The sequence below is a fragment of the Novosphingobium ginsenosidimutans genome (assembly GCF_007954425.1).
GTDB lineage: Bacteria > Pseudomonadota > Alphaproteobacteria > Sphingomonadales > Sphingomonadaceae > Novosphingobium > Novosphingobium ginsenosidimutans.
Genome location: NZ_CP042345.1, coordinates 201,525 through 227,238 on the forward strand (window position 1 = coordinate 201,525; position 25,714 = coordinate 227,238).

The window sequence follows — 25,714 nt, forward strand, 5'->3', positions numbered from 1 at the left end:
AGGGGGCAGGCGATGGCGCGTTGGTCACCATGGGGGATCGGATCGGCAGCACTGGCCGGCGCCCTTATGCTGGGCAGTTGCAACCAACTCCCGGAAGCGGAGCGCGGTGCCCCGCCCAGAGCCAATGACGCAATTGAACTCGAAGCGCAGAACTCGGTAATCGCCGTGCCGGTCGAGATCGGGCTCGACCAGATTCACGCGGCGCTCGAACGCGCGGTGCCACACCAGCTCTGGACCATCGACGAACGCGGCCAGACCTGCGTCGCCTCGGACAAGGTCAAGGTCCTGATCGTCAAGATCAAGACGCCGAAGATCAAGTGCGACCTGGTGGGAGAGGTAACGCGCGGGCAGCTGACCCTGACAGGAAAAGGCCGCGATCTGGTCATCACCATGCCGATCCGCGCAACTGTGCGAGCAAAGAAGATCGCCGGGATCATCAAGCAGGAGACTGCCACGGCCAGCGCGCAGGTTCGCGGGATCGTGCGGCTCGACATGGGCTCCGACTGGTCGCCGCGCGGGCGGATTGACATCGACTACAACTGGACCCGCGAACCGGGGATCGATTTCCTCGGCCAGCGGATCAAGTTCACCGGCCCAGCCGACGCCAAGCTGAAGGGCGTGATCGCTGGGTTGGAGCGGACCCTGCCGGGTGAACTCGCCAAGCTGGGGGTACGGCAGCAGGTTGCCCAATCCTGGCGCCAGGCCTTCACTTCGCTCAACCTCAACCGCGCCAACCCGCCGGTGTGGATGCGCATCGCTCCGCAAGAGCTGCAGTATGGCGGCTATGCCGTGCGCGGACGGCGGCTTATCCTTCGGCTTGGCATGGCGGCGCGGACCGAGACCTATATCGGGGCACAGCCGGAAGATCCCCCCGCCGTGCCGCTGCCCCCGGTCCGGCCGATGACCTCCGAGCCCGGCGCGATGCAGTTCTTCATCCCGGTCATCGCCGACTATGCCCAGCTTGAACCGGTGGTGCAGAAGGCGCTGGTCAAGCGCGCAGCGCGGCCGATTGAGCTGCCCGCCATCGGCCCGGTAAACGTCAAGTTCGGCAGGGTCACGATCTACGGCACCACCGGCAACCGGATTGCCGTGGGGGCCGGCTTTACTGCGCGCGATGCGGCCGGGCGGTTGCCCGAGACTGCGGGGACGCTCTGGCTGACCGCGCTGCCGGTCAATCCGCCCGACAGCCGCGAGGTCCAGTTTCGCGAGCTAAAGGTTGCGGGCGTGACCAATGGCGCGGTGACCGACCTTCTGCTGCAGCTGGCCAATGCTCCGGCGATCTCGCAGACCATCGCTGGGACGCTATCGCAGAACTTCTCGCGCGATTATGACGCGTTGCTGGTCAAGATCGGCCGGGCGATCGATACCCAGCGCGAAGGCCGGCTCGTGATCCGCGCCCGGATCGACAATGTCCGCACCGAACCGCTCCGCGCCGCAGGACGCGGGCTTTACCTGCCGGTTTGGGGCACCGGGACAGCCGCGATCGAAGTCCAGCCGCGCTAGGGCCGCCCTTCCACACCAAATTGCAGGTTCGCCTTGCGAAAATCGCCGCGCGCGGGCCATAGGCTCGGCATGGCTAGCCGCACGCTCATGCAGAACTATGCCCGCTGGCACATCTGGCTGGGCTGGCTGGTTGCCGTGCCGCTGCTGTTCTGGACCGTCTCGGGCCTGGTCATGGTCGTCCGCCCGATCGAGGAAGTGCGCGGCCACACTCTGCATATCGAGCACAAACCGGTCCCGGTCCGCGTCCAGCTGGGCGGCGCGGCGGGTGACACGCTGATCCGGGAGGGCAAGATCCTCGACCAGCGCGGGCGCTCGGTGCTGATCGCCACTTTCATGGATGGCACGGTCCACCGTATCGACCTCGGCGCGCCGGGTCAGACCATGCTGCCCCCGGTTGATGCGGCCGAGGCCCGCGCCGCGGTGCGCCATGCGATCACGGGCGGGGACCAGGTCGCCTCGCTCAAGCTGTTCCCAGCCGAACAGTCGCCACCCGATTTCCGCAAGCCCATTGCCGCCTGGCAGGTCACCCTGGCCGATGGCACCCACGTCTATGTTGGCCGCGACACCGGCGAGATCGAGGCGATCCGCACCGGTTGGTGGCGGTTCTATGACTTCATGTGGGGCCTGCACATCATGGACCTCGAAACCCGCGAGGATACCCACCATCCGCTGCTGATCGGCTTTGCCGCGCTGGCGTTCGCCTCGTGCCTGCTCGGCACGGTCCTGCTGTTCCGCCGCCGCCGCGCGATCAAGCGCACCGTGGCCAACTGACGCCCACCGGGCTATCGTTTCATTTCTGCCAGATCAGGAGAATACCCCCATGTCCAAGGCCCTCACCGTCAAGCTGACTGGCGATGAAATCGAAATGCTGGTCGACGCGCTCGAGGTCGATCTGGAAGGCTATGTCGAAGCCGCCAAGGAAGCCCGCGCCAACAACAAGCGCGACGACGTGAATACATTCACCGAAGCCGCCACGCGGATCCAGGCGCTGATGACCAAGCTGCAGGATCTGATTGAAGACTGATCCGCGAGTGGGCCGCCGACTGCCCTCGCAAGCTGCCCTGGCGGCGCTGGTCTTGCCCGTGGCCGCCGGGCTGGCCTGGCTGGCGGTAAGCGGTGCGCCCATGGCCTGGCTAGCGGTGAACGGCGGAGCGCTCCTATTGGCGCTGTTGCTGGCAGTGCTGCTGCCTATACCACAAGACGAGCGTCGCGCCGCTTTGCTAGCGGCAAGCCTTGTGGCCGCATTGTTCGCAACGGCAATCGCTGGAACCTCGATTGACGGGGTCCGGCGCTGGGTGAGCCTCGGTCCGGTCAGCTTGCATGTTGGCTATCTGCTGTTGCCCTTGCTGGCAGTGCTCACCCCGCGCCTTCCCTCTGCCCCCGCGGTGGCACTGCTGGTCCTAGCGCTGCTGGCAACACTGCTCCAGCCCGACCGGGCGACGACCATTGCCCTTGTCGCAGTGCTTGCGGCACTGGCCCATGTCCGCCGCGACCGGGCCAGCTTTGTTGGCCTCATTGTTGCCACCGCCGGGGGGAGCGCTGCCTTTGTCGCGCCCGACCCGCTTGCGCCGGTCCGCTGGGTTGAGGCTGTCCAGCGCGATGCCTGGCACGCCGCGCCGTTCGCTGGGCTCGCCTTGACCCTGGTGACGCTCAGCCCCTTGCTCTTGCTGAAACAGGCTCCAACGCTCACCGCTTTTCTTGTTGGCGCGGGTCTGATGGCCTTCGCAGGTCCCTATCCCTCGGTCCTGATCGGCTATGGAGCCGCGCCGATCCTGGGCTTTGGCCTGGCTTTGGCGGCGCTGCGCTGCCAGAACCAAAGCCGATGAGCACTGCGATCCCCACCTTGCCCCCGCTGTTCGACCTACTCGGCACGGCGGTCTTTGCCCTGACCGGGGCGCTGCTCGCAGCGCGCTTGCGGCAGACTTTTGTGACGATGAGTTTCTTTGCCTTGATCACCGGGGTCGGGGGCGGTTCGATACGCGATCTATTGATTGGGGCGCCGGTGTTCTGGGTGCGCGATCCGTGGGTCGCGCCGGTCTGCCTGGGGGTCGCGCTGCTGGCCTGGTTCACCCCGCGCAAATGGTGGGAAGGCACCCTGCTCGAATGGGCCGACGCGGCGGGCCTCGCCGCCTATGCCGTGCTCGGCACCGCGAAAGCGCTGGCTTATGGCCTGCCGCCGATCCCGGCCGTGTTGATGGGGGTGATCACCGGCTGCGTTGGCGGGATCATCCGCGATGTGCTGGCGGGCCGTCCCTCGATCCTGATGCGGCCCGAACTTTACGTGACCGCTGCTGCGCTCAGCGCCAGCCTTTGCGCATTGGGACAGATCATCGGATTGCCGCAGCAACTGTCCCTGCCGATCGCCGCCTTGGCCGGTTTTGCGCTGCGCGGCTGGGCGATCCATTCTGGCCTGGCACTGCCCGCCTATGGCCGGGACAAGCCCTAAGCCGGCGGCATGACCCGGTTGAGGAATTCAATCACCGCGCCGTTGAACTCGTCGTTTTTGTCGCCGGCCACCATGTGACCGGCACCGCGGATGTCGGCAATCTCCAGCTTGGGAATGCGGCGGCGCAGATCGGCCACGCCGTCGTCATCGACAATATCGCTCTTCATGCCGCGCACCAGCAGGGTCGGGACCCGGTCGGTCCAGTCGGCTTCATCCAGCATGGTCAGCAGCTGCGATGGATCGGCGCGCTGGTCAGTCATCATCCTGAGGTCCCAGTGCCAATAATAACGCCCGTCGGGATGCAGCCGGAGGTTCTTGTTGAGGCCGGACAAGTCCTTGGGCCGCGGCCGGTCGGGGTAGTAGGCCGAAATCGCATCGGCTGCCTCTTCCAGGCTGGCGAAGCCCTGGGGATTGGCGGTCATGAACTCACGGATCTTGGCAACGCCCTTCATTGACATCTTCGGGACGATATCGACCAGCACCAGTGCGGCAACATCCATTCCCTTGCAGGTTGCCGCCAAGGCAGTGATCCCGCCGAGCGAGGCACCGACCAGCGCCAAGGGCTTTGATCCGACGGCGGCGACACAGGCAAGGTCGTCGGCCCGCTTGAGCAAGTCATAATCGCCATCGGGTGACCAGTCGCTATCCCCATGCCCACGCAGGTCATAGTTGATCGAAAAGTAGCCGGCCTTGGCCAGCTGCTGTTCGGCCTTGTCCCACGAATGGCGGGTCTGCCCGCCGCCGTGGCCCAGAATGACCGTCGGCGCGCCTTTGGGGCCAGCCACGTCAGCCGTCAGGCTTAGCCCATCAGCAATTGGAATTCGGATTGTTTCCCCCGTCATGTTGCACGGGATGCCTGTGCCGTCAGAACGGGTCAATCATCATTTTAATCGAGCGATTAATAATCCACCAGTTCGAAGTCCTGCTTCTCGGTTCCGCAGTCCGGACAGTACCAGTCCTCTGGAATATCCTCAAAGCGGGTGCCCGGCGCGATGCCCTCGTCCGGTAGGCCGAGCGTATCGTCATAGATGAAGCCGCAGTTGCGGCAGCGCCACTTGCGCATCTCAGTTCACCGTGAAGCGGATCGGCACGTGCTTTGGCCCGCAGACGAAGTTGGAAATCGTCCGCTCACCCCGGCCGTTCATCTCGACCGATCTCAGCCGCACGAACAGTTCCTCCCACAGGATCCGCATTTCCATCCGCGCCAGGTGCTGGCCCAGGCAGACGTGGACGCCATAGCCAAAGGCGATCTGCGGGTTCTGGTCGCGGTCGATCCGGAAATCGAAGGGATCGGCCCAGACCGTCTCGTCGCGGTTGGCCGACTGGTAGGACAGCATCAGCCAGTCGCCCGCCTTGATCTGCCGTCCGCCGATCTCGCAATCGGTCACCGCGCTGCGCATGAAGTGCTTCACCGGTACTTCCCAGCGGATCGATTCCTCGACGAAGGCGTTGATCCGGTCCGGGTTATCCTGCATCGCTCGCAGCAGTTCGGGCCGCTCGGCCAGTGCCCACATGGCGCCGGCCGTGGTGTTGCTAGTGGTATCGTGCCCGGCGGTGGCGGCAATGATGTAGTAACCCATCAGCTGGCGGTGGTTGAGATATTCGCCATTGATCGTGGCGTTGGCGATCAGGCTGTTGATCTGCCCGGTGGGATTGGCGCGGAACTTCTCTGTCACGGCCGCGAAATAGGCTTCCAGCTCCATTGTCGTCTCCCACAGCGACTTGAGCATTTCGTCCGGCGTGAGTTCGGCGCGGCGGCGGTTAAGTTCCGGATCGGCGTTGTTGAACAGCTCCTGTGTCAGCTTGAGCATGAACGGCTCGTCCTCCTGCGGCACACCCAGCACGGTCATGATCACCCGCAGCGGATAGAGGAAGGCAACATCCTGCGCGAAATCGACCTCGCCGCCGAAGCCCAGCATATGGTCAACGAACTCGCGGGCAATCTGCCGGATCTGGTCTTCCAGCGGCTTGATCGCGCGCGGGGTGACGTGTGGAAAGACCACGCCGCGTAGCGCCTTGTGCTCATCGCCATCGACCGAGACCAGGCTGCGGATCAGGTTCGGTTCGCCCCCGGTGAGCCCTTTCACGCGCTCCACCCCGTCGCGCGGGGAGAGGAAGGTCGATTTGTCGCCATTGCGGAAAATGTCCGGCTGCCGCTCGATCTCCTTGATGTCAGCATGGCGGCTGACCACCCAGAACGGGTCGAAGTCCGGCAGCTCGGCCTTGTCGAGCGGTTGCTCGGCACGGATCTGCGTAAAGGCGGCGTCAGCGATCTCGCGCTGCGCATAGGATTTGGGGTCGATGATCGTGCGGGCCAGGGCTTCGGAAATGGTCAAGGCAGCTCTCCATTCTACCGGTTCTGGCGCCCTGGCTGGCAGGAACGGGGCAGGCCGTCTTTGCCCTCGATCAATTTACTGACACTCCTGTCAGCAACTTTGCAGCAAGCGGCGTTGCGGGCCAGCGCCGCGCCCGCTAGGCTTCGGCCAAACAGACCTTCAGGGAGCAGTCACGATGAAGTTTTCCGCCTTTGCGCTTGCCGCCACGACACTGCTCACCAGCACCGCAGCCCTTGCCGCGCCGACCTATATCCACGCCGGGCGCGTGATCGCCGTGCCGGGCCAGGCCCCGCGCGGGGCGACAACCATCGTCGTTGACGCTGGCAAGATCGTCTCGCTGCAGGATGGCTATGTGCCTGCGCCAGAGGGCGCGACGGCGATCGACCTCAAGGACAAGACCGTCCTGCCCGGCCTGATCGACAGCCACACCCACCTCGCCTCGGACCGCGCTGGCAACGAGGGCATCGTGGCGATGGTGACCGAGGGCATGCCGCTCCACGCCATGGAAACTTACTGGAACGGGATGAAGACCCTGCGGGCCGGGTTCACCACGGTGCGCAACCTGGGTGACGAGGGCGGCAAGGTGCTGGCGCTGAAGGAAGCGATCAAGCGCGGCTGGGTGCAGGGTCCGCGGATCATTGATGCGGGCGAATCGATCTCCACAACCGGCGGGCACATGGACGGCCGCGTAGGGCTGGCCGATGAAATGCACGGCATGATCGGCACCGAGAACCTCTGCGACGGGGCCGACGATTGCCGCCGCGCGGTGCGGCGCCAGATCGGGCGCGGCGCAGACGTGATCAAGTTCGCGACCACCGGCGGGGTTAACTCCGGTACCGGTCTGGCTACTCGGATGGTTGAGGACGAGGCCAAGGCGCTGGTCGAAACCGCCCATGCTTATGGCCGCAAGGTGGCGGTCCATGCCCACGGCCTTGACGGGATCAAGCTGGCGGTCCGCGCCGGAGCGGATTCGATCGAGCACGGCACCACCATCGACGAGGAAACCGCGAAGATGATGGCCAAGGCCGGGACCTATTACGTCCCCACCCTCAGCACGGTGAACGGCTACCTTGAACGGCTCGCCGCTAATCCCAACGCCTATCCCCCGGCCATCAAGGCCCAGATCGACTGGCGTATCGGCATTACCGGCAAGTCGCTGCAGATCGCCTATCCGCTGGGCGTGAAGATCGCTTACGGCACCGACGCCGGCGTCTCCAAGCACGGCCGCAATGCCGACGAGTTCGAACTGCTGGTCAAGTTCGGCATGCCGCCCGCCGAGGCGATCAAGGCCGCCACCGTCAACGCCGCCGCGCTGCTGGGCGTCGACAAGGAAACCGGCACGCTTGAAGCCGGCAAGGCGGCCGATATCATCGCCGTCAGCGGCGATCCGCTGGCCGACGTGAAGACCTTAAAGACAATGAAGTTCGTCATGGCGCGAGGCGAGGTGATTGTCGGACCCTAACCTCTTGCATCTTGCCTCCCATACAATAGCTTAGCTGGCGAAGATCAAGCGTGGGGCAACGATGGCGCAGCGGCAGACGTTGGCAGGACTGGGACTGATACTGGCATTGATGGCCTCGCCTGTTTGGGGCGAGGCACCTTCCGCAACCCGACCTGCCGAAGCCCCGCCGCCCAAAATTCCGACCCTGTCCTTGGCCAAGGACAGCGGGATCGGCACGATGAAGCTGTCCCCTGATGGCACATTGATCGCGTTGCGATCCACAACGAAGGACAGCACTTCGATCGCGGTGCTCGACGCCGCCACCAAGGACGTGCTGCACCGCCTCGCCCTGCCCCAGCGAAACAACCTCGAATGGTTCCGTTGGGCCGGAAACGGCAAATTGTTGTTCTCGCTGTCGACCCCGACGGTCTACTTCGGCGAAGAGGCGCGGCTTTCGCGGCTATTCTTTTACGACCTGGCGAGCAAGGCCATGCCCTTTATTGGCCGTCCCGACATGGGGCTTGAGGGCGATGACGTGCTGTTCGTCGACCCGGCGGGCGAATACCTGCTGCTGGCTATGCAGCGGACAATATACGATTACCCCTCGGTCTGGCGCTTCGCCCTGACCGAGAAGCCGATCAAGGGCGTGAAGGAAGTACAGCGCCCGACCCAAGGCATCTGGGAATGGTTTGCCGACGATGCCGGTATCGTCCGCATGGGCATGGCCTTTGCTGGCGGCAAGGTCCGCGTCATGTACCGCGCCAAGCCCGACGATCCGCTGCGCGAGATTGCCAAGATCACCGAGGACAATGCCGACGACAAGGTATGGGACGTGCTGCGGATTACCTCCGGCTCGGACGAAGGGCTTGTGCTGAAGCCCGATGACAATGGCCGGATCGCCGTACGCAAGTTCAACTATGCCACCCGGCAAGTTGGCGAGGTGATCTATGCCGCACCCGGCTGGGACGTTGACGAGGCTTTGACCGACAAGGATGGCAAACTGCTGGCGGCGTTCTACACCGACGATCGCGATCGCGCGGTCTGGTTCGAGCCGAAGCTGAAGTCACTTTACGCCCGGCTTGAGAAGGCCATTCCCGATCAGCACGTCTGGATTGTCTCGCGGGCCGAAGACGATTCGCGCATGCTGGTCTGGGCCGGAAACGAGGCCAATCCCGGCCAGACCTTCATGTTCGACGCCGCTAAGCGCTCGCTTGACAGCTTCAGCGCCGAACTGCCCGATCTTGACCGGTCGCTCACCGCAAGTCCCAAGCCGATCCGCTATACTGCGCGCGACGGCACGGCGATCAACGGTTACCTGACGTTGCCGCGAGGACGCTCGGCGAAGAAGCTTCCGCTGATAGTGATGCCGCACGGCGGCCCCTACGGCGTGCGTGACAAGTTGGAGTTTGATTCGACAGTGCAGCTACTGGCGAACCGGGGCTATGCCGTGATCCAGCCGAATTATCGCGGCTCCGGCGGCTATGGTGAAAGTTTTGCCGAACTTGGCGCGGGCCAGATCGGGCGGGCCATGCAGGACGATCTTGACGATGCAATGGACTGGGCGGTCAAGGAAGGGATCGCCGATCCGGCCAGGGTCTGCATGGTTGGCGCCAGCTATGGCGGCTATGCCGCGCTGTGGGCCGCAATCCGAAATCCGGAACGCTACCGCTGCGCAGTCAGCTTCGCAGGGGTGACCGACTGGAAGAAGCAGCTGAAATACGATGCGAATTTCTTCACCCGCAAGGGTGCCAAGAGCTGGCGCACGCGCATCCAAGGAGAGGACGCAAACTTCGACCTCGACCTTGTCTCACCCGTTGCGCAGATTGCCCGGCTGACGCGTCCCGTGCTGGTCACGCACGGCGAGGACGACAGCAACGTACCGTTTAAGCAGTTCTTGTTGCTACGTGACGCGGCGACCAAGGCCGGTAAGCCAATCGAAACGCTGACTTTCGCCGGTGAAGGGCATGGCTTTGCCGACGATGCCAACGAAGCGCGCTATCTCGACGCGATCGAAGCCTTTCTGGCCAAGCACAACCCGGCGGACTGACGCAGCGCTCAGTTGCCAGTCAGAAACGCCACCAGCGCCTTGACCTTCTTCTGCCGCCACTGCGGCAGCGGGGCGACCAGCCAGTAGGCGCGGCGGCAGGGTTCAGGTTCGGTCAGCGTGACACCGCGGCCGGCTCCGGCCCAGGTCAGCGCCAGTTGCGCGGGGACGCGGGCCTTGCCCATTCCGGCAGCAGCGGCGGCCAGTGCTTGCCCGGCATCGCCGGCCTGGAGCGACGGGGCGCCGGCTTCCTCGCCCCCGGGATAGGGATCGCCGGGCCAGGCGATCCAGTCCCCCTCGCCCGCGATCACGCGTTCGGCAGAGCCTAGCGCCACCCCTTCCAAGTCGCCCGGACCTTCAGCCCAACGCACGGCAAGGTCCATGTTGGCTTCGGTGAAATCGGCGGTCTCATCATTGACCAGGCTGTAGCGAACCTCCGGATTTGCCGCGCGGAACTCAGCCAGGCGCGGCGCGAGCCACGCGGCGAAGAAATCGCGGGGGGCGGCGATGGTATAGACATGGCTCGATTGGCCGGCCTGCATCGCGGTAACCGCATCCTCGAAGTGGAGGAAGCCAGTGCGCAAGGACTCAAGACCAGCCGTGGCCTCGTCGGTCAGCTCCAGCCCCTTGGGCGTGCGGCGGAACAGGACAACACCGAGGAGGTCCTCCAGCGCGCGGATCTGCTGGCCGACGGCGGCAGGGGTCACCGCCAGCTCGTCCGCCGCGCGGGTGAACGACAGGTGCCGGGCGGCGGCATCGAAAACGCGCAGGGCGTTGAGAGGCAGGTGCGTGCGCTTCATCGCGCCGGAGCCTTAGCCTGCCGTGGCAGGCGCCGCCAGCGGGAAGAACGGGATCGCCGCTTCGACCAGCGATCCATCCTCGCAGCGGAAGGTATAGAACCCTTCCATCGAGCCAAACGGCGTGCTGAGCGGACAGCCAGAAACATAGTCATGGCTGCCGCCGGGCTGGATCACCGGCTGCTCGCCAACCACGCCTTCGCCCTCGACAAAATTGACCATCCCGCGTCCGTCGGTGATCTGCCAGTGGCGGGTCAGCAGCTGGACCGCCTGATCGGCATGGTTCTCGATCCGGATGTGATAGACCCAGAACCATTTGCCCGCCTCTACCTGCGACTGTTCGGGCAGGAAGTTGACAGTCACCCGAACGGTGATCCCGTCGGTGGTTGCGGCGTGCTGGAACAGCTCCTTCATGGGTGACAAGGTAGCGATTGGGCGGTGCGGCGACAATGGGGCGAGCGACCGTTCCTGCCACTTTGCCGATCGATTGTGGTAAAATCAGCTCTGCGCCAGCAGCACCACGCCGGCCACCATCAGCGCGCAGCCCGCCAGTCGCGCGCGGCCAACGGGCTCGCGCAGCAGGACCATGCCAAGCAGCGCCACCAGCATCATCGACATTTCACGCATCGGTGCGACGACGCTGAGCGGCGCGCCGCGCTGCATCGCCCAGAGAACCAGAATGTAACCGAACGGCGCCAGCAGGGCGACGGTCCAGGCGCTGATCCAGTGGCCCTGCATGGCCTCAGTCGCCGCAGCCCGATCGCGCAGCACCTGCGGCGCGAGCAGCACGGTGCGCACCACATTGGCGCCCCAATCGAGCACCACGGGTGAAAGCAGCAGCAGCTTTACGGCCGAGCCATCGACGAGGGTGTAGGTCGCGATCAGTCCCCCGGTCAGTAGCCCCCAGCGCAGTCCGGCCATCGCGCCAGGGCGGGCAAAAGTGCTGAACCGGCCATCCGTGGCAATCAGCAGGATCCCGCCGACCACGCCCAGCAGACCGAGCAGCCGCAGCGGACCCGGCCCTTCGCCCAGCAGCAGGAAGGCGCCGATCGAGGACAGGAGCGGACCAGTGCCGCGGGCGATCGGATAGACCACCGACAGATCGGCCTTGCGGTATCCGGTCTGGAGCGCATGACTATAGGCCAGGTGCAGGCAGCCGCTGGCGACAATTGCCGCCAGCGGCTGCCAGGCCCAGCGGAAGCCCTCACCCATGACGATCAACAGTGCCCAGGGCGCGAAGGCGACCGAGGAGAGCATGGTCGACCAGAACAGAAAAACGCCGCCGGCATGGGCCGAGCGCTTGGCCGCAAGGTTCCAGGTCGCGTGGCAGACCGCTGCCAGCAGGACCAGCAGCAGCGAGACTGTGTCCAAACCCTAAAGCCCGACCGCCTTGAGCGCCTGGTCGAGGTCCTCGATGATATCGTCAGGATCTTCCAGGCCAACGTTGAGCCGCAGCATGCCTTCGGTCACACCCATCTCCTCACGCGCTTCGGCGCTGACCGAATAATGGGTCGTCGAGGCGTTGTGGCACATCAGCGATCGCGCATCGCCGATGTTGTTGGAGATATCGACCAGTTGCAACGCATTGAGCAGGCCGTGGGCCTGGGCGCGGTCCTCGACCTCGAACGAGAAGATCGAGCCGCAGGCATCCATCTGCTTCACCGCCAGTTCGTACTGCGGGTGGCTTGGCAGACCAGGGTGATTGATCGCCTTGACCCGACCCTCCAGGAACTGCCCCACCTTCAGCGCATTAGCGCTCTGCTGGCGAACGCGCAGGTCCAGCGTTTCCAGTCCCTTGAGTACGACCCAGGCATTGAACGGCGCAAGGTTCGGTCCGGTATTGCGCTGGAACGGCAGGAGCACATTGTTGATGAAATCGGCACTGCCCGAAACGGCACCGGCCAGCACCCGGCCCTGCCCGTCCATCAGCTTGGTTGCCGAATAGGCCACTACGTCGGCGCCCCATTCGATCGGTCGCTGCAGCGCCGGCGTGGCAAAGGCATTGTCGACCACGGTGATGATCCCGCGGCTGCGGGCGAGATCGCACACGTACTTGAGATCGACGATGTCCATCGTCGGGTTGGCGGGCGTCTCGAAGAAGAACACCTTGGTGTTGGGCCGGATCGCGGCTTCCCACTGGGCATTGTCGCGCGCGTCGATCGTCGTTGCCTCGATCCCGAAGCGCGGGAACAGCTGGTCGACCAGCCAGCGGCACGATCCGAAGGCGGCACGGCCGGCCACGACATGATCGCCCTGGCTGAGTTGGCAGAGCAGCGCTGCAGTCATCGCCGCCATGCCCGAGGCCTGGACGCGGCAGGCTTCGGCTCCGTCCAGCAGCGCGATGCGTTCTTCCAGCATGGCGACAGTCGGGTTCTGAAGGCGGGAATAGGTCATCCCCGGATCTTCGCCCCGGAACCGCGCGGCGGCGGTTTCGGCGTTATCGTAGGAAAAGCCCGAGGTGAGAAACAGCGCCTCGCTGGTCTCCCCCTGCTCGCTGCGCCAGGTGCCGCCGCGCACGGCGCGGGTGGCGGGCCGCCACTTGGCGGTGATCGAACGGTCGGTTCCGGTGGTGCGCTTCATGATGTGCGCGGCTGTAAGGGCCGTGCGCAAGCGCCGCAAGAGCATTGCCACCTTGTGATGGCACCGGTAATTCCCCTCGCCATGGTCGCCGCGCCCCGCTTCACGTCTGAACAGGACCCGGCCGACTGGTGCGCGGTGATCGCGATCTTCTTCCTGGCGCTGCTGTGGTGGCGGCTGGGGATCCCCTCGCAGATCTATTTCGACGAGGTCCACTACATCAACGCCGCGCGGCACCAGAACCAGGGGCTGCGGTTCAATCCCGAGCACCCGGTGCTGGGCAAGACGATCATCGCCGCCGCGATCCGCTGGCTGGGCGATACGCCGCTGAACTGGCGGATCCCATCGGCCATATCGGGCGCGATCGGGCTTTACGCGCTGGGCCGGTTGGTCTGGTTCGTGACCGGGCGGAGGCTTGTCACCCTGGCCGCGATGTTCCTGGTCGCAACCGATTTTGCCTGGTTCGTGCAGAGCCGGATCGCCATGCTCGACATGTTCATGGCGATGTTCGGCATGATCGGCCTGTGGCTGGCGGCGAGCGCGGTCCGGCTGCCCGGCCAAGCCCGCTGGCGGCTGGCGCTGGCGGGCGTGGCAATGGGCCTGTCGCTCGGTGCCAAATGGTCGGTCGCGCCGCTGCTGATCGTGCCCGGGCTGGTCTTCCTCGGCTGGAAGCTGCGCGATTGCGGCTTGCGCGGGCTCTATCTGCGCGCGGGTGGCCCCGTACCAGGGATCACCGTGATCGAGGCTGGCGTCTGGCTCGGCCTTGTGCCGCTGGTGGTCTACTGGCTGACCTTCTGGCCGGCGTTCCACTGGGCCAAGGACCCGGTCAATCCATGGGATCCGATCGGCTGGCATGCCTACATGCTGCAATTGCAGGACAGCGTGACCAAGCCGCATCCCTATCGCTCCTACTGGTACCAGTGGGTCGGCAACTGGCGGGCGATCTGGTTCCTCTACCAGCCGGTCGATGGCGCGCAGCGCGGGATCCTGCTGGTCGGCAATCCCTTCACCATGCTGGCCGGCCTTGCGGCATTGGCCTGGTGCCTGTGGGCCGGTTGGCGCGGCCGGATCGAAGCCTGGGTCTTCGCCGGGCTCTATGCCGTCCAGATTGCCTTCTGGGCGCTCTCATCCAAGCCGGTGCAGTTCTATTATCACTACCTGCTGCCCGGCACCTTCCTAATGGTCTGCCTGGCCCTGGCGCTGGAAGCGCTGTGGCATCGCACCGACCGCTGGCGCTGGCTGGCAGCGGGGGCACTGGCGCTCAGCCTGGGCATGTTCATCCACTTCTACCCGATCCTCTCCGCCGCCAAGCTGTGCTGCGGGCGGCCGAGCTTTGAAGAGTGGATGTGGCTGCGAAGCTGGCGCTAGGCCGCAGAACGCGCCAAATGCGAATCGAACAGGGAGATTCGCAAGATGACTGACGCCGCTTCGCCGCTTACCTTCACGCGCGGTCCGGCCATGGCCAACCGGATGATGCTGGCCCCGCTGACCAACCTGCAGAGCCAGGTCGACGGTGTACTCTCGGACGACGAGATCAAGTGGCTGACCATGCGCGCTGAGGGCGGCATGGGCCTGGTGATGACTGCTGCCGCCCATGTCCAGCGCCAGGGCCAGGGCTTTCCCGGCCAGCTTGGCGTATGGTCAGACAACCATATCCCGCGCCTCACCGAGCTCGCCAAGGCGATCAAGGCCAATGGCAGCCTTTCAGCCGTCCAGCTGCACCACGCCGGGATCCGCTCACCGCGCGACGTGATTGGTGAAGACCCGCAAGGTCCCTTCGCTGATGCGGAGACCGGATCGCGCGCGCTTTCCACCGCCGAGGTCGAGCAATTGCGTGATGACTTCATCGCCGCCGCCGTCCGCGCCGAAAAGGCCGGGTTTGACGGGGTCGAGATCCACGGCGCCCACGGCTACATCCTCGCTCAGTTCCTCGATGCCGAGAACAACCAGCGCACCGACGGCTACGGCGGCAGCTTCGAGCACCGCAAGCGGATCATCTTCGAGGTGATTGACGGCATCCGCGCCGCGACCCGTGCCGATTTCCAGCTGGGCCTGCGGCTCTCGCCCGAACGCTTCGGCATCCGCACCGCCGAGGCGCTGCAACTGGCCGAGGAAGTCATGGCCGGCGGCCAGCTCGATTACCTCGACATGTCGCTGTGGGATTGCTTCAAGGACCCGCAGGATCCGGACTATGCCGGCCAGCCGCTAATCAAGCTGTTCACCGCCCTGCCGCGGGGGAATACCCGCTTGGGCGTCGCGGGGAAGATAATGGACGCCGCCAAGGTCCAGGCCTGTCTCGATGCTCGGGCGGATTTCGTGCTGGTCGGCCGCGGGGCGATCCTGCACCACGATTTTGCGAAGCGCGTGATCGCCGATCCGGCCTTTGCCGCAGTGGCAACTCCTGTCACCCGAGCGCACCTGCAGGCGGAAGGCCTGGGGCCGGCCTTCGTAGATTATATGGCGTCTTGGAAAGGCTTCGTAGAAGGCTGAAAACCCTCAGTACTTGCCCCACACGAACTTGTTCGACAGCGCGAAGTTCCAGACCGAGCCAAGCACGATCCCGACCACCACGGCGATCACGTCGTGGAAGCCCATGGTCTTGAGCACGGCGGCCGAGCCGACATTGGTGAGCAGGCCCAGCGAGCAGGTCACCGCGAACTGGGCCCAGCCGCGCAGCAGCGGGCCAAACCCGCGCAGCCGCTTGTCGGCATAGGTCAGCTCGTTGTTCAGGACGAAGTTGAAGGTCATCGCGACCAACGCAGCAACCGTGTTGGCGACGTTGAAGGTCGTGCTCTCGTCCCAGTTGCCATAGACGAAGCGCTCCCCGAAGACGAGGTGCAGCATCACCCACAGCGCACCCAGCTGGACGAAAACGCCCAGCGCGCCGACCGTGCCGAACAGCGCAAAGCGGGTCGGGATGATCCGGCCGAGCCATTTGTCGTAAAGCCCGATCAGGAATTCGAAGACCACAGTGCGGTCAAGCTTGCTCTCGCCTTCGGCGCGGGCAGCGAAGTTCATTGGCAGTTCCTTGATGCGCAGCGGCTCTTCGACCGTGGCGAGAATATCGAGTAGTATCTTGAACCCCACGCCTGACAGGCGGTGGGCATCGGCGCGCAGCGTGGCGCTGCGCAGCATGAAGTAACCGCTCATTGGGTCGGTCAGTTCAACCCCTGTGACCTTGTTGGCGATCCGATTAGCGAAGTTGGAGGCCTTGACCCGGTCGGGCCGGCCCCATTCTTCGGTGCTGGCGCCTTCGGCAAAGCGGCTGCCATAGGCCAGATCATAGTCCCCGCTTTCGATCGCGGCGAGCATTTGCGGCAGCAGGGCCGGATCGTGCTGGTGGTCGGCGTCCATCACCGCCACAACCGGGGCGGCCGTGGCGCACATCCCCTCGATCGCCGCCGACGACAGGCCGCGGCGGCCGATCCGCTGGATCACGTGGACACGCGGGTCTTCCTGCGCCAGCGCGCGCGCCTCATCAGCGGTGCCATCGGGGCTGTTGTCATCGACCACGATGACTTCCCACGTGATCCCCGCCAGCGCCTTGTCCAGGCGATCGACCATCGAGCGCAGGTTCTTGCGCTCGTTATAGGTGGGAAGGACAACGCCGAGCCGCAGGGTCATGTCACAGGCGCTCCAGCACCGCGTCACCGATCGCGGCCGTGCCGTGGCTGCCGCCAAGATCGCCGCCGCGAATGCCATCGGCGAGCGTCTTGGCCACGGCCGCCTCGATCCGCGCTGCCTGAGCCTCAAGCCCGAGCGAGTGGCGCAGTAGCATGGCGGCCGAGAGGATCGTTGCCATCGGATTGGCCAGGCCCTTGCCGGCAATGTCCGGCGCCGAACCGTGGATCGGCTCGTAAAGGCCCATCTTGCCGTCGGACAGGCTGGCCGAGGCCAGCAGGCCGATCGATCCCACGCACATCGAGGCCTGGTCGGACAGGATATCGCCAAACAGGTTACCGGTAACCACCACGTCGAACTGGCCGGGATTGCGCACCAGCTGCATCGCCGCATTATCGACGTACATGTGGCTTAGTTCGACCTCGGGGTAGTCCTTCGCCACCTCGATCATCACGTCACGCCAGACCTGCGAGGTTTCGAGGACATTGGCCTTGTCGACCGAGCAGAGCTTCTTGCCCCGGCCCATCGCGGCGCGGAACCCGACATGGGCAATTCGGCGAACCTCGTCTTCGGCATAGGACATCATGTCCCAGCCCTGGCGGCGGCCATCGGGCAGAATGCGGATGCCCTTCTCGCCAAAATAGACGTCGCCGTTGAGCTCGCGCACGATCAGCAGATCAATCTTGCTCGCCACTTCCGGGCGCAGCGCCGAGGCATCTTCCAGCCCGGCAAAGACCTTGGCCGGGCGCAGGTTGGCGAACAGGCCCAGCTCCTTGCGCAGGCCCAGAATTGCCTGCTCGGGGCGCAGGTGTCGCTCTAGGTTATCACAATCGGGATCGCCAACCGCGCCGAACAGGATCGCATCGCAGGACCGGGCGATCTCCAGCGTTTCGGCTGGCAGGGGGTGGCCGTGGCGCTTGTAGGCGATTCCGCCGACATCGCCTTCGAACAGCACGAGCCCGGGCAGATCGAGCGCTTCAAGCACGCGCACGGCCTCGCGCGTCACTTCTGGACCGATTCCATCGCCGGCGAAAACTGCGATCTTCATGGGATTCCCAACCTACTCAATCCGGCCAAGCCGCTCCCGCAGCATGGCGCGCGCCGCCATAACATCGCTTCTCCGATCGGCAAGCGGATAGCGCGCCACCAGCGGGCCAAGCTTGTCAAAGGCCGCCAGCTGGGCATTCCAGTCCGGATCGGCCGAGCGCTCAACCGCGCCATAGCCCAGTTCGCGCAGCAGCAGCGCCTCGAAAGCGGTCATGCCGGGCAGCCAGCCGCGCGCCGAGGGGGCATGGCAGACCGCATCGAGTAGCGCGGTGAGCGCCTGGTGCAGCGCGGGAAAGGGCTGCCGTTCGGGCAGCGCCGAGGCGGTCAGCGTGGTCGCCCAGGTGATCGCGGCAGCAGGTAGCGGCTCGGTCAGCCAGGGGCCGCGGCTGGCGACCAGCTCAACCCGCGCCGAGGGGAGCTGGCTGCCGGGCCGCACCCGCAGTTCGGCCTCGACCAGATTGCCGGGCAGCAGCACCGGGCGCAGATTCCGCCCACGCCCGCCCGCGACATAGCTCGCGACGAGGCCATGATCCTCGCTCAGCAGGCGCAGGATCACACCCGTCTCGCCGTGCGGGCGGGCGGCGCAAACTATTGCGGGGGTGCGCAGGTCCATGGCGCGGCCTTAGCCCGCCGCGCCGCGCATCGAAAAGGCTACTTCTTCGCCTTTGCTGCGAGCGCGGCTTCAAGCGCGGCGACGCGCTCGGCCAGCGCTTCGTTCTCTTCGCGGGCCTTGGCGGCCATGTCCTTGACCGCGTCAAATTCCTCGCGGCTGACAAAGTCCAGCCCGCCCATCGCCTCGCGGAAGCGCTCGCGCGCATTCTCGCGGGCCTCGCGGCCTGCACCGGCAACGGTTCCGGCCGCACTGTTGAGCAGCTTGGCAAGATCGGCGAACAGGGGGTTCTGGCTCTGCATGGCGGCTAGATGGTCCCGTCGGCGGGCACGTTCAAGTCCTATTCGAAGGTAACCGTCGAGACTGCACCGGTAACATCGTGCCCGTCGGCGTTCGGATTGGCTTCCAGGAACTGCCAATTGAGCACGGCGGCAAACAGCACCCAGGCAAGATAGGGCATCAGCAACATGCCTGCCAGCGGACGCACGCGCCAGAACAGCAGCAGGGTTGCGAAGACGGCAACGTCAATGGCCAGCAACAGATACAGCGCAGCGCTGATCTGGTGTGCGCCAAAGAACAGCGGTGACCAGGCCAGATTGAGGATTAGCTGAATCCCGAAGGCCGCAATCGCTGCCGTGCGCCCCGGCGCGCCGCGCGCGGTAACGACCAGCGCCAGGGCAAAGCCCATCAACACATAGAGGATCGACCAGACGATCCCGAAGGTGGCCGGCGGCGGGAACAGCGAGGGCTTGACCAGCGAGGCGAACCACGGCGTACCCGCGCCGCCGCCCGCTGTCCCGCTCAAGAAGCCGAGCAGGACAATCCCCGGGACCAGGAACAGCGACCAACGAATGAAGCTGGAACGCAATTGAGCAGGCGAGGCAAGAGCGGACATCCATTCCCTCCGATTCGCACCCCGCGATTCGGCGAAGGAGCGGAGAACGAGGGGGATATGGCGGGGTCTGGCGGACTAGGCAATCGCCCTTAACCCTGATCCGCGCGGCGGGCGGCAATCAGGAACTCGACATTACCTTCCGGGCCGGTGATCGGGCTTTCGACGATGCCCTGCACAAGCCAGCCCAATCCCTCGATCCAATCGCGCACTTCGTTGCAAACGCGGGCATGAAGCTCCGGATCGCGCACCACGCCGCCCTTGCCGACCTCACCCCGTCCGACTTCGAACTGCGGCTTGATCAAGGCGATCAACTGGCATTCGGGCGCGGCCAGTTTAAGCGGCACTTCCAATACCTTGGATAGTGCGATGAAACTGGCATCGCAAACCACCCAGTTGCACGGGCGATCGATTTCAGCAGGCGTGAGGATGCGGGCACTGGTCTGTTCAAGCACAGTGACGCGCGGATCCTGGCGCAGTTTCCAGGCAAGCTGGTTGGTGCCGGAATCGACTGCAAACACGTGCTCTGCTCCCTTCTGCAGCAGCACATCGGTAAACCCGCCGGTCGAGCTGCCGATATCCATTGCCGTGACGCCGGCGGGATCCAGCCCGAAGTGTTCGATCGCATGGGCCAGCTTAATCCCGCCGCGCGAAACCCACGGATGGTCGCGCCCGCGCACCTCAAGCGGGGCATCGGCGGGGAGCGTATGGCCTGGTTTGGCCAGCTTCGTCTCGCCGCTGAAGACTAGCCCGGCCAGTACCAGGGCCTGGGCGCGGCTACGGCTTTCGGCCAGGCCACGATCGACCAGCAACTGGTCAACGCGCACCTTGGGCGGTTTGGCGGATCGGGGCTGGGTCATGGCTGGCAGGGCTTGTCGCTCGGTCCGCCTCATTCCATAGGGAAGCGATGAAGGCAAATGTCCTGCTGTTCGGTCTTCTTGCGCCCGCTCTGCTGAGCGCCTGCGCGCCGCAGACGCCGGCCCCCACACCCGTGCCTGCACCGCGCCCGGTCGCCACAACCGCCCCGGCGGCGCCGACCCCTCCCCGCTTCACCGGCGATTGGCGCGATGCACCGCTCACGCTAGGTGCCTGGCGCTGGTCTGTGGCGGGCGGACAATCCGTCGCCAGTTTCGGCCTGACCGCGCAGAGTCCGCCAATCATGTTGGCTTGCATCGCCAAAGGATCGGTCCAATTGCGCGTCGCCGGTAACGTAACAACGGCCACACCGATCGGCATCACCACCTCCGGTGGTACCTTTCCCTTGATGAGCGATCCCCCCTCGCCTGGCGCCACAGCAATTGTCGTGACGCTCCCGGCGCGGGCACCGGTGCTCGATGCGATGGCGTTCTCGCGCGGTCGCTTTGTGATCGAAGTAGCTGGCCAGTTACCCAGCTATTTGCCTGCCTGGCCCGAAGTGGCCCGCGTGATCGAGGATTGCCGCTAAATTCCAGACTGTGGAAAACCGGCGCGGAGCAGGCCGGAAGCCCCGGATTCTGACACCGAAAAAAATCATTTCAAGTCTTGTTGTGCAGCGCGGAATGATTCACATTCCATCCCAAGGCCCATCGGGCTTCGCCGATGGCCCCGACCGCCCTGAGGGGTGGTCCTTGGCTCAACAGCGCGAAAGGAGGTGACCGATGTCTCATGGTTCAGCAGGGAGGTCGGTAACCCGCAAAACGGAGCATTATCGCTGAGGTCGATGTAAGCGATAGAGGCTTCGTGAGCGGCGCTTCCGGCCGCTGACCATGCGAAGGGCGGTTCTCGGGTTGCCGGGGCCGCCCTTCTCATTTTTGCCCTGCACACTTGGCCCGCAGCCTGAATCTGCTTAGACCGAGCCAGAGTGAATAGTCCCGCACGATAATTACCTTTTTCTTGTCTTTGAGGTAACTTTAGTTCAGAGGCACCGCTTCACAGTCAGAAGGATTCCGACCCGATGCTCGCCGCCACCACTTTCGCCCATGTGCCCCACCCCGCCCCGACGGCGGACGCGGTACGCGCCGGGCTGGTGGCCGATCCGGGCTTTGGCAAGATCTTTTCCGATCACATGGTGACGATCGACTGGACCGAGGGCCAGGGCTGGCATTCGGCCACGCTTGGCCCGCGCCAGCCGATCGCGCTCGATCCGGCGGCATCGGTGCTGCACTATGCCCAGGAAATCTTCGAAGGGCTGAAGGCCTATCGCCTGGCCGATGGCACAATGGCGCTGTTCCGGCCCGAAGCCAACGCGCGCCGCTTCAACGCTTCGGCCCAGCGGCTGGCGATGCCCGAATTGCCGGAAGACCTGTTCATCGAGGCGATCCGGCAACTCGTGGCGGTCGATGCTGACTGGTTCCCGTCGGTCGAGGGTGGATCGCTTTATCTCCGCCCCTTCATGATCGCGACCGAGGCCTTCCTGGGCGTGCGCCCGGCCAAGGAATACAAGTTCATTGTTATCGCCAGCCCGGCCGGCAACTATTTCAAGTCGGGCGCGCCGGCGGTGTCGATCTGGGTCTCGGACTATACCCGCGCTGCGCCCGGCGGGACCGGCGCGGCCAAGTGCGGCGGCAACTACGCCGCCAGCCTGGTCCCGACTGCCGAAGCCTTTGCCAAGGGCCATGACCAGGTGCTGTTCCTCGATGCGGCCGAGCACAAGTGGATCGAGGAACTGGGCGGCATGAACCTGTTCTTCGTGATGGCCGACGGCCGGATCGTCACCCCGCCGCTGACTGGCACGATCCTGCCCGGCGTGACCCGCGATAGCCTGCTGCAGCTCGCCGCCGAGGAAGGCCTCAAGGTCTCGGAAGAACCCTACAGCCTTGATCAGTGGCAGGCGGATGCCGCTTCCGGCGCGCTGCTTGAGGCCTTTGCTTGCGGCACGGCGGCAGTCGTTACCCCCGTCGGCAAGGTTGCTGGGCGTGACCGCGAATTCACGATCGGCAGCGGCGGCCCGGGGCAACTGACGCAGAAGCTGCGCAGCCGCCTGGTTTCGATCCAGCGCGGTGAAGCACCCGACCCGCACGGCTGGGTGCTCAAGCTCTAACGCTTCACCTTCTCAATCAGGTCGATCAGCTCGCCAAACTTGGCGCGCTGGGCTTCTGCGTCGCCAGAGGCAATCGCTTCGGAGACGCAGCAGGCGGCGTGGTCTTTCAGGATCTCGCTCTCGACCCGTGCCAGGGCAGACTTGATTGCCTGGACCTGGTGCAGGACATCAATGCAATAGCGATCATCCGCAACCATCTGCGCAACGCCGCGGACCTGGCCTTCGATGCGTTTCAGCCGGTTGACGATGGCTTCCGTCTGTTTTCCCATGACTCACCCTTGCAATACCCCTGGGGGGTATATAGATAGCGCGGGCCGATCGTCAACCGGAGCCGTATCGTGTCGCTTTCCCGCCGTCGCTTCCTGACTGCCACCGGAGCCGGGCTCGCCCTCGCCCCCTTGCCCGCCTGGGCGCAAGGGCACGGGATGAGTCATGGTGGCCACCGGATGCCCAAAGGGCCGCTTATCCCGGCCGGCTTCGGCGTGCTGACCGGCAAGGAAATCGATCTGACTGTCGCCGATGGCCTGCGCGAAGTGGCGGGACGGCGCGGGCTCGGCGTGGCGGTCAACGGCACGGTGCCGGGCCCGCTGCTGCGGCTGAAGGAAGGTGACGAGGTCACATTGCGGGTCACCAACCGCCTGCATGAGGACACCTCGATCCACTGGCATGGGCTGCTGTTGCCGTTCCAGTTCGATGGCGTACCCGGCGTCAGCTTTCCGGGCATCAAGCCGGGTGAGACCTTCACTTACAAGTTCCCGCTGCGCCAGTCGGGCACCTATTGGTACCACAGCCATTCGGGTCTGCAGGAACAGTCCGGCCACTATGGTCCGCTGATCGTCGATTCGGCCGAGCCCGATCCGATCCAGTCTGACCGCGAATTCGTGCTGCTGCTGAGCGAGTTCACCGCGATGCACCCGCACCAGATCTTTGACCGGCTGCGCACCGGCGAAGGCTATTTCAACCGCCAGAAGACCACCTGGACCGACGACTACCCGATGACTGGCGCCGAGCGGCGGATGTGGGCGCAGATGCGAATGCCGCCGACCGACATCGCCGATGTCAGCGCGCCCACCTATACTTACCTCGCCAATGGCCTGCCGGCGCAGACTGGGCCGGAATTCCTGTTCCGCCGGGGAGAGCGGGTGCGGCTGCGGCTGATCAACGGATCGGCCATGACCTTCTTCAATGTCCGCATTCCGGGCCTCAAGCTCACGGTCGTGGCGGCCGATGGCCAGGCGGTGAAGCCGGTGACAGTCGAGGAACTGCAGATCGCCGTGGCCGAGACCTATGACCTGCTGGTCGAGCCGGATGGCAATGCCTTTTCGATCGTGTGCGAATCGATGGACCGGTCCGGCATGGCGCTCGCCACGCTCACCACTACGCCCGGCCTGCGCGCGCCGGTGCCGCCGCTGCGCCAGCCCCCGCTGCTGACCATGGCCGATATGGGCATGAACCACGGAGATGGCCGGCACGATCACGGCGGCGCTGGCAAGTCCAGCACCAGCATGGACGGCATGCCGATGCGCGACATCAGCCTGCTGCCGCCCGACGTGAAGATCGGCCCGGGGATCGACATGGTCTCGATGGCGCCAGAGGACAAGCAGGGCGATCCCGGCATCGGCCTGCGCGATGCCGGCCACCGCGTGCTGACCTATCGCGACCTTGCGGCTCTGACCCCCAACAGGGACACCCGCGAACCGAGCCGGCTGCTCGAACTGCACCTCACCGGCAATATGGAGCGCTACATGTGGTCGTTCGACGGGCACATGTTCAACGCCGTCAGCGACGTGCCGATCCGCTTTGCCTGGAACGAACGGGTCCGGGTCAAGCTGGTCAACAACACCATGATGGCCCACCCGATCCACCTGCATGGGATGTTCTTCGAACTGGTCAACGGCCAGTCGCCCGCCTTCCAGCCGCGCAAGAACGTGGTCACCGTCCAGCCGGGCGCGAGCGCGACCTTTGACCTGACCGCCAACGAGCCAGGCGACTGGGTCTTCCACTGCCACCTGCTCTACCACATGCACGGCGGGATGATGCAGATCGTCACCGTCATGGGTCCGGAGGGCGCGAAGTGAGCCGGCTTGCGCTCCTGACCGCGCTCGCCGCGCTGCCGCTGGCTACACCTGTCGTCGCGCAGAGCCACGAAGGCCACGATCCGCACGCGGGCCACCAGATGCCGCAGCCCGTTGGGGAACCTCAGCCCGAGCCAGTCGATCCCTCGCCCGGCCCGACGATGGAACTGCCTCCGCCCGAAGAGGCAGGCTCCGGTCCGCCGCGGGCTGCCGATGCGATCTGGGGAGCCGAGGCCATGGCGCCATCGCGCGCCGCCTTGAAGCGGGAGCATGGCAGCACGGTGACCACCTGGCTTCAGGCCGACCGGCTTGAATACCAGGCGCGGCAGGGCCACGATGGCCTGTTGTGGGATGTTCAGGGCTATTACGGTAACCCCACCAGCAAGCTTTGGCTGAAAAGCGAGGGCGAAGCCGCGCTGGGCGAGGAGGTTGAGGACGCCGAGGTTCAGGCGCTGTGGTCCAGGGCGGTCGCACCGTTCTGGGATTTGCAGGTTGGCGTCAGGCAGGATCTGGCGGGTGAGACCGATACCCATGCCGTGGTCGGGATCCAGGGCCTGGCACCCTACCTGTTCGAAATCGACGCCGCGCTGTTCCTTTCCCAGCGCGGCGACCTGACTGCCCGGATCGAGGCTGAGGTCGACCAGCGGATTACCCAAAAACTGATCCTGCAGCCGCGGGTCGAAGTCAGTCTGGCCGCGCAGGACAATCCGGCCCGCAAGGTCGGTGCCGGGGTGGACAAGATCGAGGCCGGCTTGCGGCTGCGCTATGAGATCGTGCCCGAATTCGCCCCCTACATCGGGATCGAACAGGGCTGGAGACTGGGCGACAGCGCCCGTTATGCCCGCCTGGCGGGCGAGGACCCGAGCGTGACCAGCGTGGTCATGGGCGTCCGGTTCTGGTTTTGATTAGGAGTAACCTCATGTCGTTTCGCCTCCCCACCCTCCTCACAGCTGCCGCACTGACCCTGTCGGCCCCTGCGCTCGCCCACGTCAAGGTCGCCAGCGCCAGCCCGGCCGAAGGCAGCACCGCCGCTGCGCCCAAAACCGTGGTGCTGAACTTCTCCGACACGCTGCTACCCGCCAAGACCGGGGTTGAGCTGGTCATGACTGCGATGCCAGGCCACGCCAACCACGGGATCATGCCGATCAAGAACTTCGTCCCAGCCTGGTCGAACGGCAACAAGACGCTGACGCTCAACCTGCGCCAGCCGCTGCGCACCGGCACCTATGAGGCGCGGTGGCAGTCGACTGGCGCCGATGGTCACAAGATGGCCGGGAAGCTAACCTTCAAGGTCAAGTAACAGCCA

At 65.2% G+C, this 25,714-nt stretch carries 28 protein-coding genes; 14 read left to right on the top strand and 14 right to left on the bottom strand.

Annotated features, from left to right (window positions below):
• Positions 1–12 precede the first annotated feature (12 nt).
• From FRF71_RS00935 to FRF71_RS00955, 5 genes are all read left to right on the top strand, one after another.
• Positions 13–1,503 (top strand): DUF4403 family protein, encoded by a 1,491-nt coding sequence (locus tag FRF71_RS00935; protein ID WP_147088786.1) that lies wholly within the window; start codon positions 13–15, stop codon positions 1,501–1,503.
• Between the two features lie 69 nt (positions 1,504–1,572).
• A complete protein-coding gene (locus FRF71_RS00940) occupies positions 1,573–2,274 on the top strand; it encodes a PepSY domain-containing protein (protein WP_147088787.1) in 702 nt (233 codons plus the stop codon).
• A 49-nt stretch (positions 2,275–2,323) separates the two neighbouring features.
• Positions 2,324–2,527 carry a hypothetical protein gene (locus tag FRF71_RS00945; protein WP_147088788.1) on the top strand — a complete coding sequence of 68 codons (204 nt, stop codon included), beginning with the start codon at positions 2,324–2,326 and terminating at the stop codon, positions 2,525–2,527.
• Positions 2,517–3,329 carry a hypothetical protein gene (locus FRF71_RS00950; protein WP_147088789.1) on the top strand — a complete coding sequence of 271 codons (813 nt, stop codon included), beginning with the start codon at positions 2,517–2,519 and terminating at the stop codon, positions 3,327–3,329. Before FRF71_RS00945 ends, FRF71_RS00950 begins: the two co-directional genes overlap by 11 nt.
• Entirely contained in the window at positions 3,326–3,949 is a 624-nt protein-coding gene (locus FRF71_RS00955) for a trimeric intracellular cation channel family protein (protein WP_147088790.1), read from the top strand. The genes FRF71_RS00950 and FRF71_RS00955 overlap by 4 nt, the downstream gene beginning before the upstream one ends.
• Here FRF71_RS00955 and FRF71_RS00960 read toward each other — a convergent pair.
• Genes FRF71_RS00960 through FRF71_RS00970 form a run of 3 tightly spaced genes read right to left on the bottom strand, consistent with a single transcriptional unit; the run spans position 3,946 to position 6,285 of the window.
• On the bottom strand, positions 3,946–4,791 hold the full coding sequence (locus tag FRF71_RS00960; protein ID WP_147088791.1) for an alpha/beta fold hydrolase: 846 nt from the start codon (positions 4,789–4,791) through the stop codon (positions 3,946–3,948). The genes FRF71_RS00955 and FRF71_RS00960 overlap by 4 nt on opposite strands.
• 56 nt (positions 4,792–4,847) lie before the next feature.
• A complete protein-coding gene (locus tag FRF71_RS00965; RefSeq protein ID WP_147088792.1) occupies positions 4,848–5,012 on the bottom strand; it encodes a rubredoxin in 165 nt (54 codons plus the stop codon).
• Between the two features lies 1 nt (position 5,013).
• Positions 5,014–6,285, bottom strand: a complete 1,272-nt coding sequence (locus FRF71_RS00970; RefSeq protein WP_147088793.1) for a cytochrome P450 — start codon at positions 6,283–6,285, stop codon at positions 5,014–5,016.
• A gap of 175 nt (positions 6,286–6,460) precedes the next feature.
• Here FRF71_RS00970 and FRF71_RS00975 point away from each other — a divergent pair, with 175 nt between their 5' ends.
• Entirely contained in the window at positions 6,461–7,747 is a 1,287-nt protein-coding gene (locus FRF71_RS00975) for a metal-dependent hydrolase family protein (protein ID WP_147088794.1), read from the top strand.
• A 190-nt stretch (positions 7,748–7,937) separates the two neighbouring features.
• Positions 7,938–9,773 carry an alpha/beta hydrolase family protein gene (locus FRF71_RS00980; RefSeq protein ID WP_161597858.1) on the top strand — a complete coding sequence of 612 codons (1,836 nt, stop codon included), beginning with the start codon at positions 7,938–7,940 and terminating at the stop codon, positions 9,771–9,773.
• A gap of 8 nt (positions 9,774–9,781) precedes the next feature.
• Here FRF71_RS00980 and FRF71_RS00985 read toward each other — a convergent pair whose 3' ends face one another.
• The 4 genes from FRF71_RS00985 to FRF71_RS01000 all read right to left on the bottom strand — a co-directional run bounded on the left by FRF71_RS00985 (position 9,782) and on the right by FRF71_RS01000 (position 13,147).
• On the bottom strand, positions 9,782–10,570 hold the full coding sequence (locus FRF71_RS00985; protein WP_147088796.1) for a LysR family transcriptional regulator: 789 nt from the start codon (positions 10,568–10,570) through the stop codon (positions 9,782–9,784).
• A 12-nt stretch (positions 10,571–10,582) separates the two neighbouring features.
• Complete coding sequence (gene apaG / locus FRF71_RS00990) at positions 10,583–10,981, bottom strand: Co2+/Mg2+ efflux protein ApaG (RefSeq protein ID WP_147088797.1); 399 nt, start codon at positions 10,979–10,981, stop codon at positions 10,583–10,585.
• 84 nt (positions 10,982–11,065) lie between these two features.
• Positions 11,066–11,938 (bottom strand): EamA family transporter, encoded by an 873-nt coding sequence (locus FRF71_RS00995; RefSeq protein WP_147088798.1) that lies wholly within the window; start codon positions 11,936–11,938, stop codon positions 11,066–11,068.
• A gap of 3 nt (positions 11,939–11,941) precedes the next feature.
• Complete coding sequence (locus FRF71_RS01000) at positions 11,942–13,147, bottom strand: trans-sulfuration enzyme family protein (RefSeq protein ID WP_147088799.1); 1,206 nt, start codon at positions 13,145–13,147, stop codon at positions 11,942–11,944.
• 81 nt (positions 13,148–13,228) lie between these two features.
• Between FRF71_RS01000 and FRF71_RS01005 the strand changes: the two genes are divergently transcribed.
• Positions 13,229–14,512 carry a phospholipid carrier-dependent glycosyltransferase gene (locus tag FRF71_RS01005; RefSeq protein ID WP_147088800.1) on the top strand — a complete coding sequence of 428 codons (1,284 nt, stop codon included), beginning with the start codon at positions 13,229–13,231 and terminating at the stop codon, positions 14,510–14,512.
• A gap of 45 nt (positions 14,513–14,557) precedes the next feature.
• Positions 14,558–15,634, top strand: coding sequence for an NADH:flavin oxidoreductase (locus FRF71_RS01010; protein ID WP_147088801.1), 1,077 nt, complete (start codon positions 14,558–14,560; stop codon positions 15,632–15,634).
• A 6-nt stretch (positions 15,635–15,640) separates the two neighbouring features.
• On the opposite strand, the gene FRF71_RS01015 is transcribed toward FRF71_RS01010, so the two are convergent.
• The 6 genes from FRF71_RS01015 to FRF71_RS01040 all read right to left on the bottom strand — a co-directional run bounded on the left by FRF71_RS01015 (position 15,641) and on the right by FRF71_RS01040 (position 20,174).
• A complete protein-coding gene (locus tag FRF71_RS01015) occupies positions 15,641–16,768 on the bottom strand; it encodes a glycosyltransferase (RefSeq protein ID WP_147088802.1) in 1,128 nt (375 codons plus the stop codon).
• 1 nt (position 16,769) lies between these two features.
• Positions 16,770–17,813 carry a 3-isopropylmalate dehydrogenase gene (gene leuB / locus FRF71_RS01020; RefSeq protein WP_147088803.1) on the bottom strand — a complete coding sequence of 348 codons (1,044 nt, stop codon included), beginning with the start codon at positions 17,811–17,813 and terminating at the stop codon, positions 16,770–16,772.
• A 12-nt stretch (positions 17,814–17,825) separates the two neighbouring features.
• Positions 17,826–18,425, bottom strand: a complete 600-nt coding sequence (gene recO / locus FRF71_RS01025; protein ID WP_147088804.1) for a DNA repair protein RecO — start codon at positions 18,423–18,425, stop codon at positions 17,826–17,828.
• Positions 18,426–18,463: 38 nt separating this feature from the next.
• Positions 18,464–18,724, bottom strand: a complete 261-nt coding sequence (locus tag FRF71_RS01030; RefSeq protein ID WP_147088805.1) for an accessory factor UbiK family protein — start codon at positions 18,722–18,724, stop codon at positions 18,464–18,466.
• Positions 18,725–18,762: 38 nt separating this feature from the next.
• Positions 18,763–19,317 carry a TspO/MBR family protein gene (locus FRF71_RS01035; RefSeq protein ID WP_147088806.1) on the bottom strand — a complete coding sequence of 185 codons (555 nt, stop codon included), beginning with the start codon at positions 19,315–19,317 and terminating at the stop codon, positions 18,763–18,765.
• 89 nt (positions 19,318–19,406) lie between these two features.
• Positions 19,407–20,174, bottom strand: a complete 768-nt coding sequence (locus FRF71_RS01040) for a TlyA family RNA methyltransferase (RefSeq protein ID WP_147088807.1) — start codon at positions 20,172–20,174, stop codon at positions 19,407–19,409.
• Between the two features lie 47 nt (positions 20,175–20,221).
• Here FRF71_RS01040 and FRF71_RS01045 point away from each other — a divergent pair, with 47 nt between their 5' ends.
• Positions 20,222–20,758, top strand: coding sequence for a hypothetical protein (locus FRF71_RS01045; protein WP_147088808.1), 537 nt, complete (start codon positions 20,222–20,224; stop codon positions 20,756–20,758).
• Between the two features lie 489 nt (positions 20,759–21,247).
• Positions 21,248–22,333, top strand: coding sequence for a branched-chain amino acid aminotransferase (locus FRF71_RS01050; protein WP_147088809.1), 1,086 nt, complete (start codon positions 21,248–21,250; stop codon positions 22,331–22,333).
• On the opposite strand, the gene FRF71_RS01055 is transcribed toward FRF71_RS01050, so the two are convergent.
• A complete protein-coding gene (locus FRF71_RS01055; RefSeq protein WP_147088810.1) occupies positions 22,330–22,602 on the bottom strand; it encodes a metal-sensitive transcriptional regulator in 273 nt (90 codons plus the stop codon). The two genes, FRF71_RS01050 and FRF71_RS01055, sit on opposite strands and share 4 nt — an antisense overlap.
• Before the next feature lie 66 nt (positions 22,603–22,668).
• On the opposite strand from FRF71_RS01055, the gene FRF71_RS01060 reads away from it, so the two are divergent.
• From FRF71_RS01060 to FRF71_RS01070, 3 genes are read left to right on the top strand one after another with little or no spacing between them, the layout of a single operon-like run.
• Complete coding sequence (locus tag FRF71_RS01060) at positions 22,669–24,411, top strand: copper resistance system multicopper oxidase (protein WP_147088811.1); 1,743 nt, start codon at positions 22,669–22,671, stop codon at positions 24,409–24,411.
• Positions 24,408–25,313 (top strand): copper resistance protein B, encoded by a 906-nt coding sequence (locus tag FRF71_RS01065; RefSeq protein WP_238339325.1) that lies wholly within the window; start codon positions 24,408–24,410, stop codon positions 25,311–25,313. The genes FRF71_RS01060 and FRF71_RS01065 overlap by 4 nt, the downstream gene beginning before the upstream one ends.
• 14 nt (positions 25,314–25,327) lie before the next feature.
• Positions 25,328–25,708 carry a copper resistance protein CopC gene (locus FRF71_RS01070; RefSeq protein ID WP_147088812.1) on the top strand — a complete coding sequence of 127 codons (381 nt, stop codon included), beginning with the start codon at positions 25,328–25,330 and terminating at the stop codon, positions 25,706–25,708.
• The last annotated feature ends 6 nt before the right edge of the window (positions 25,709–25,714 follow it).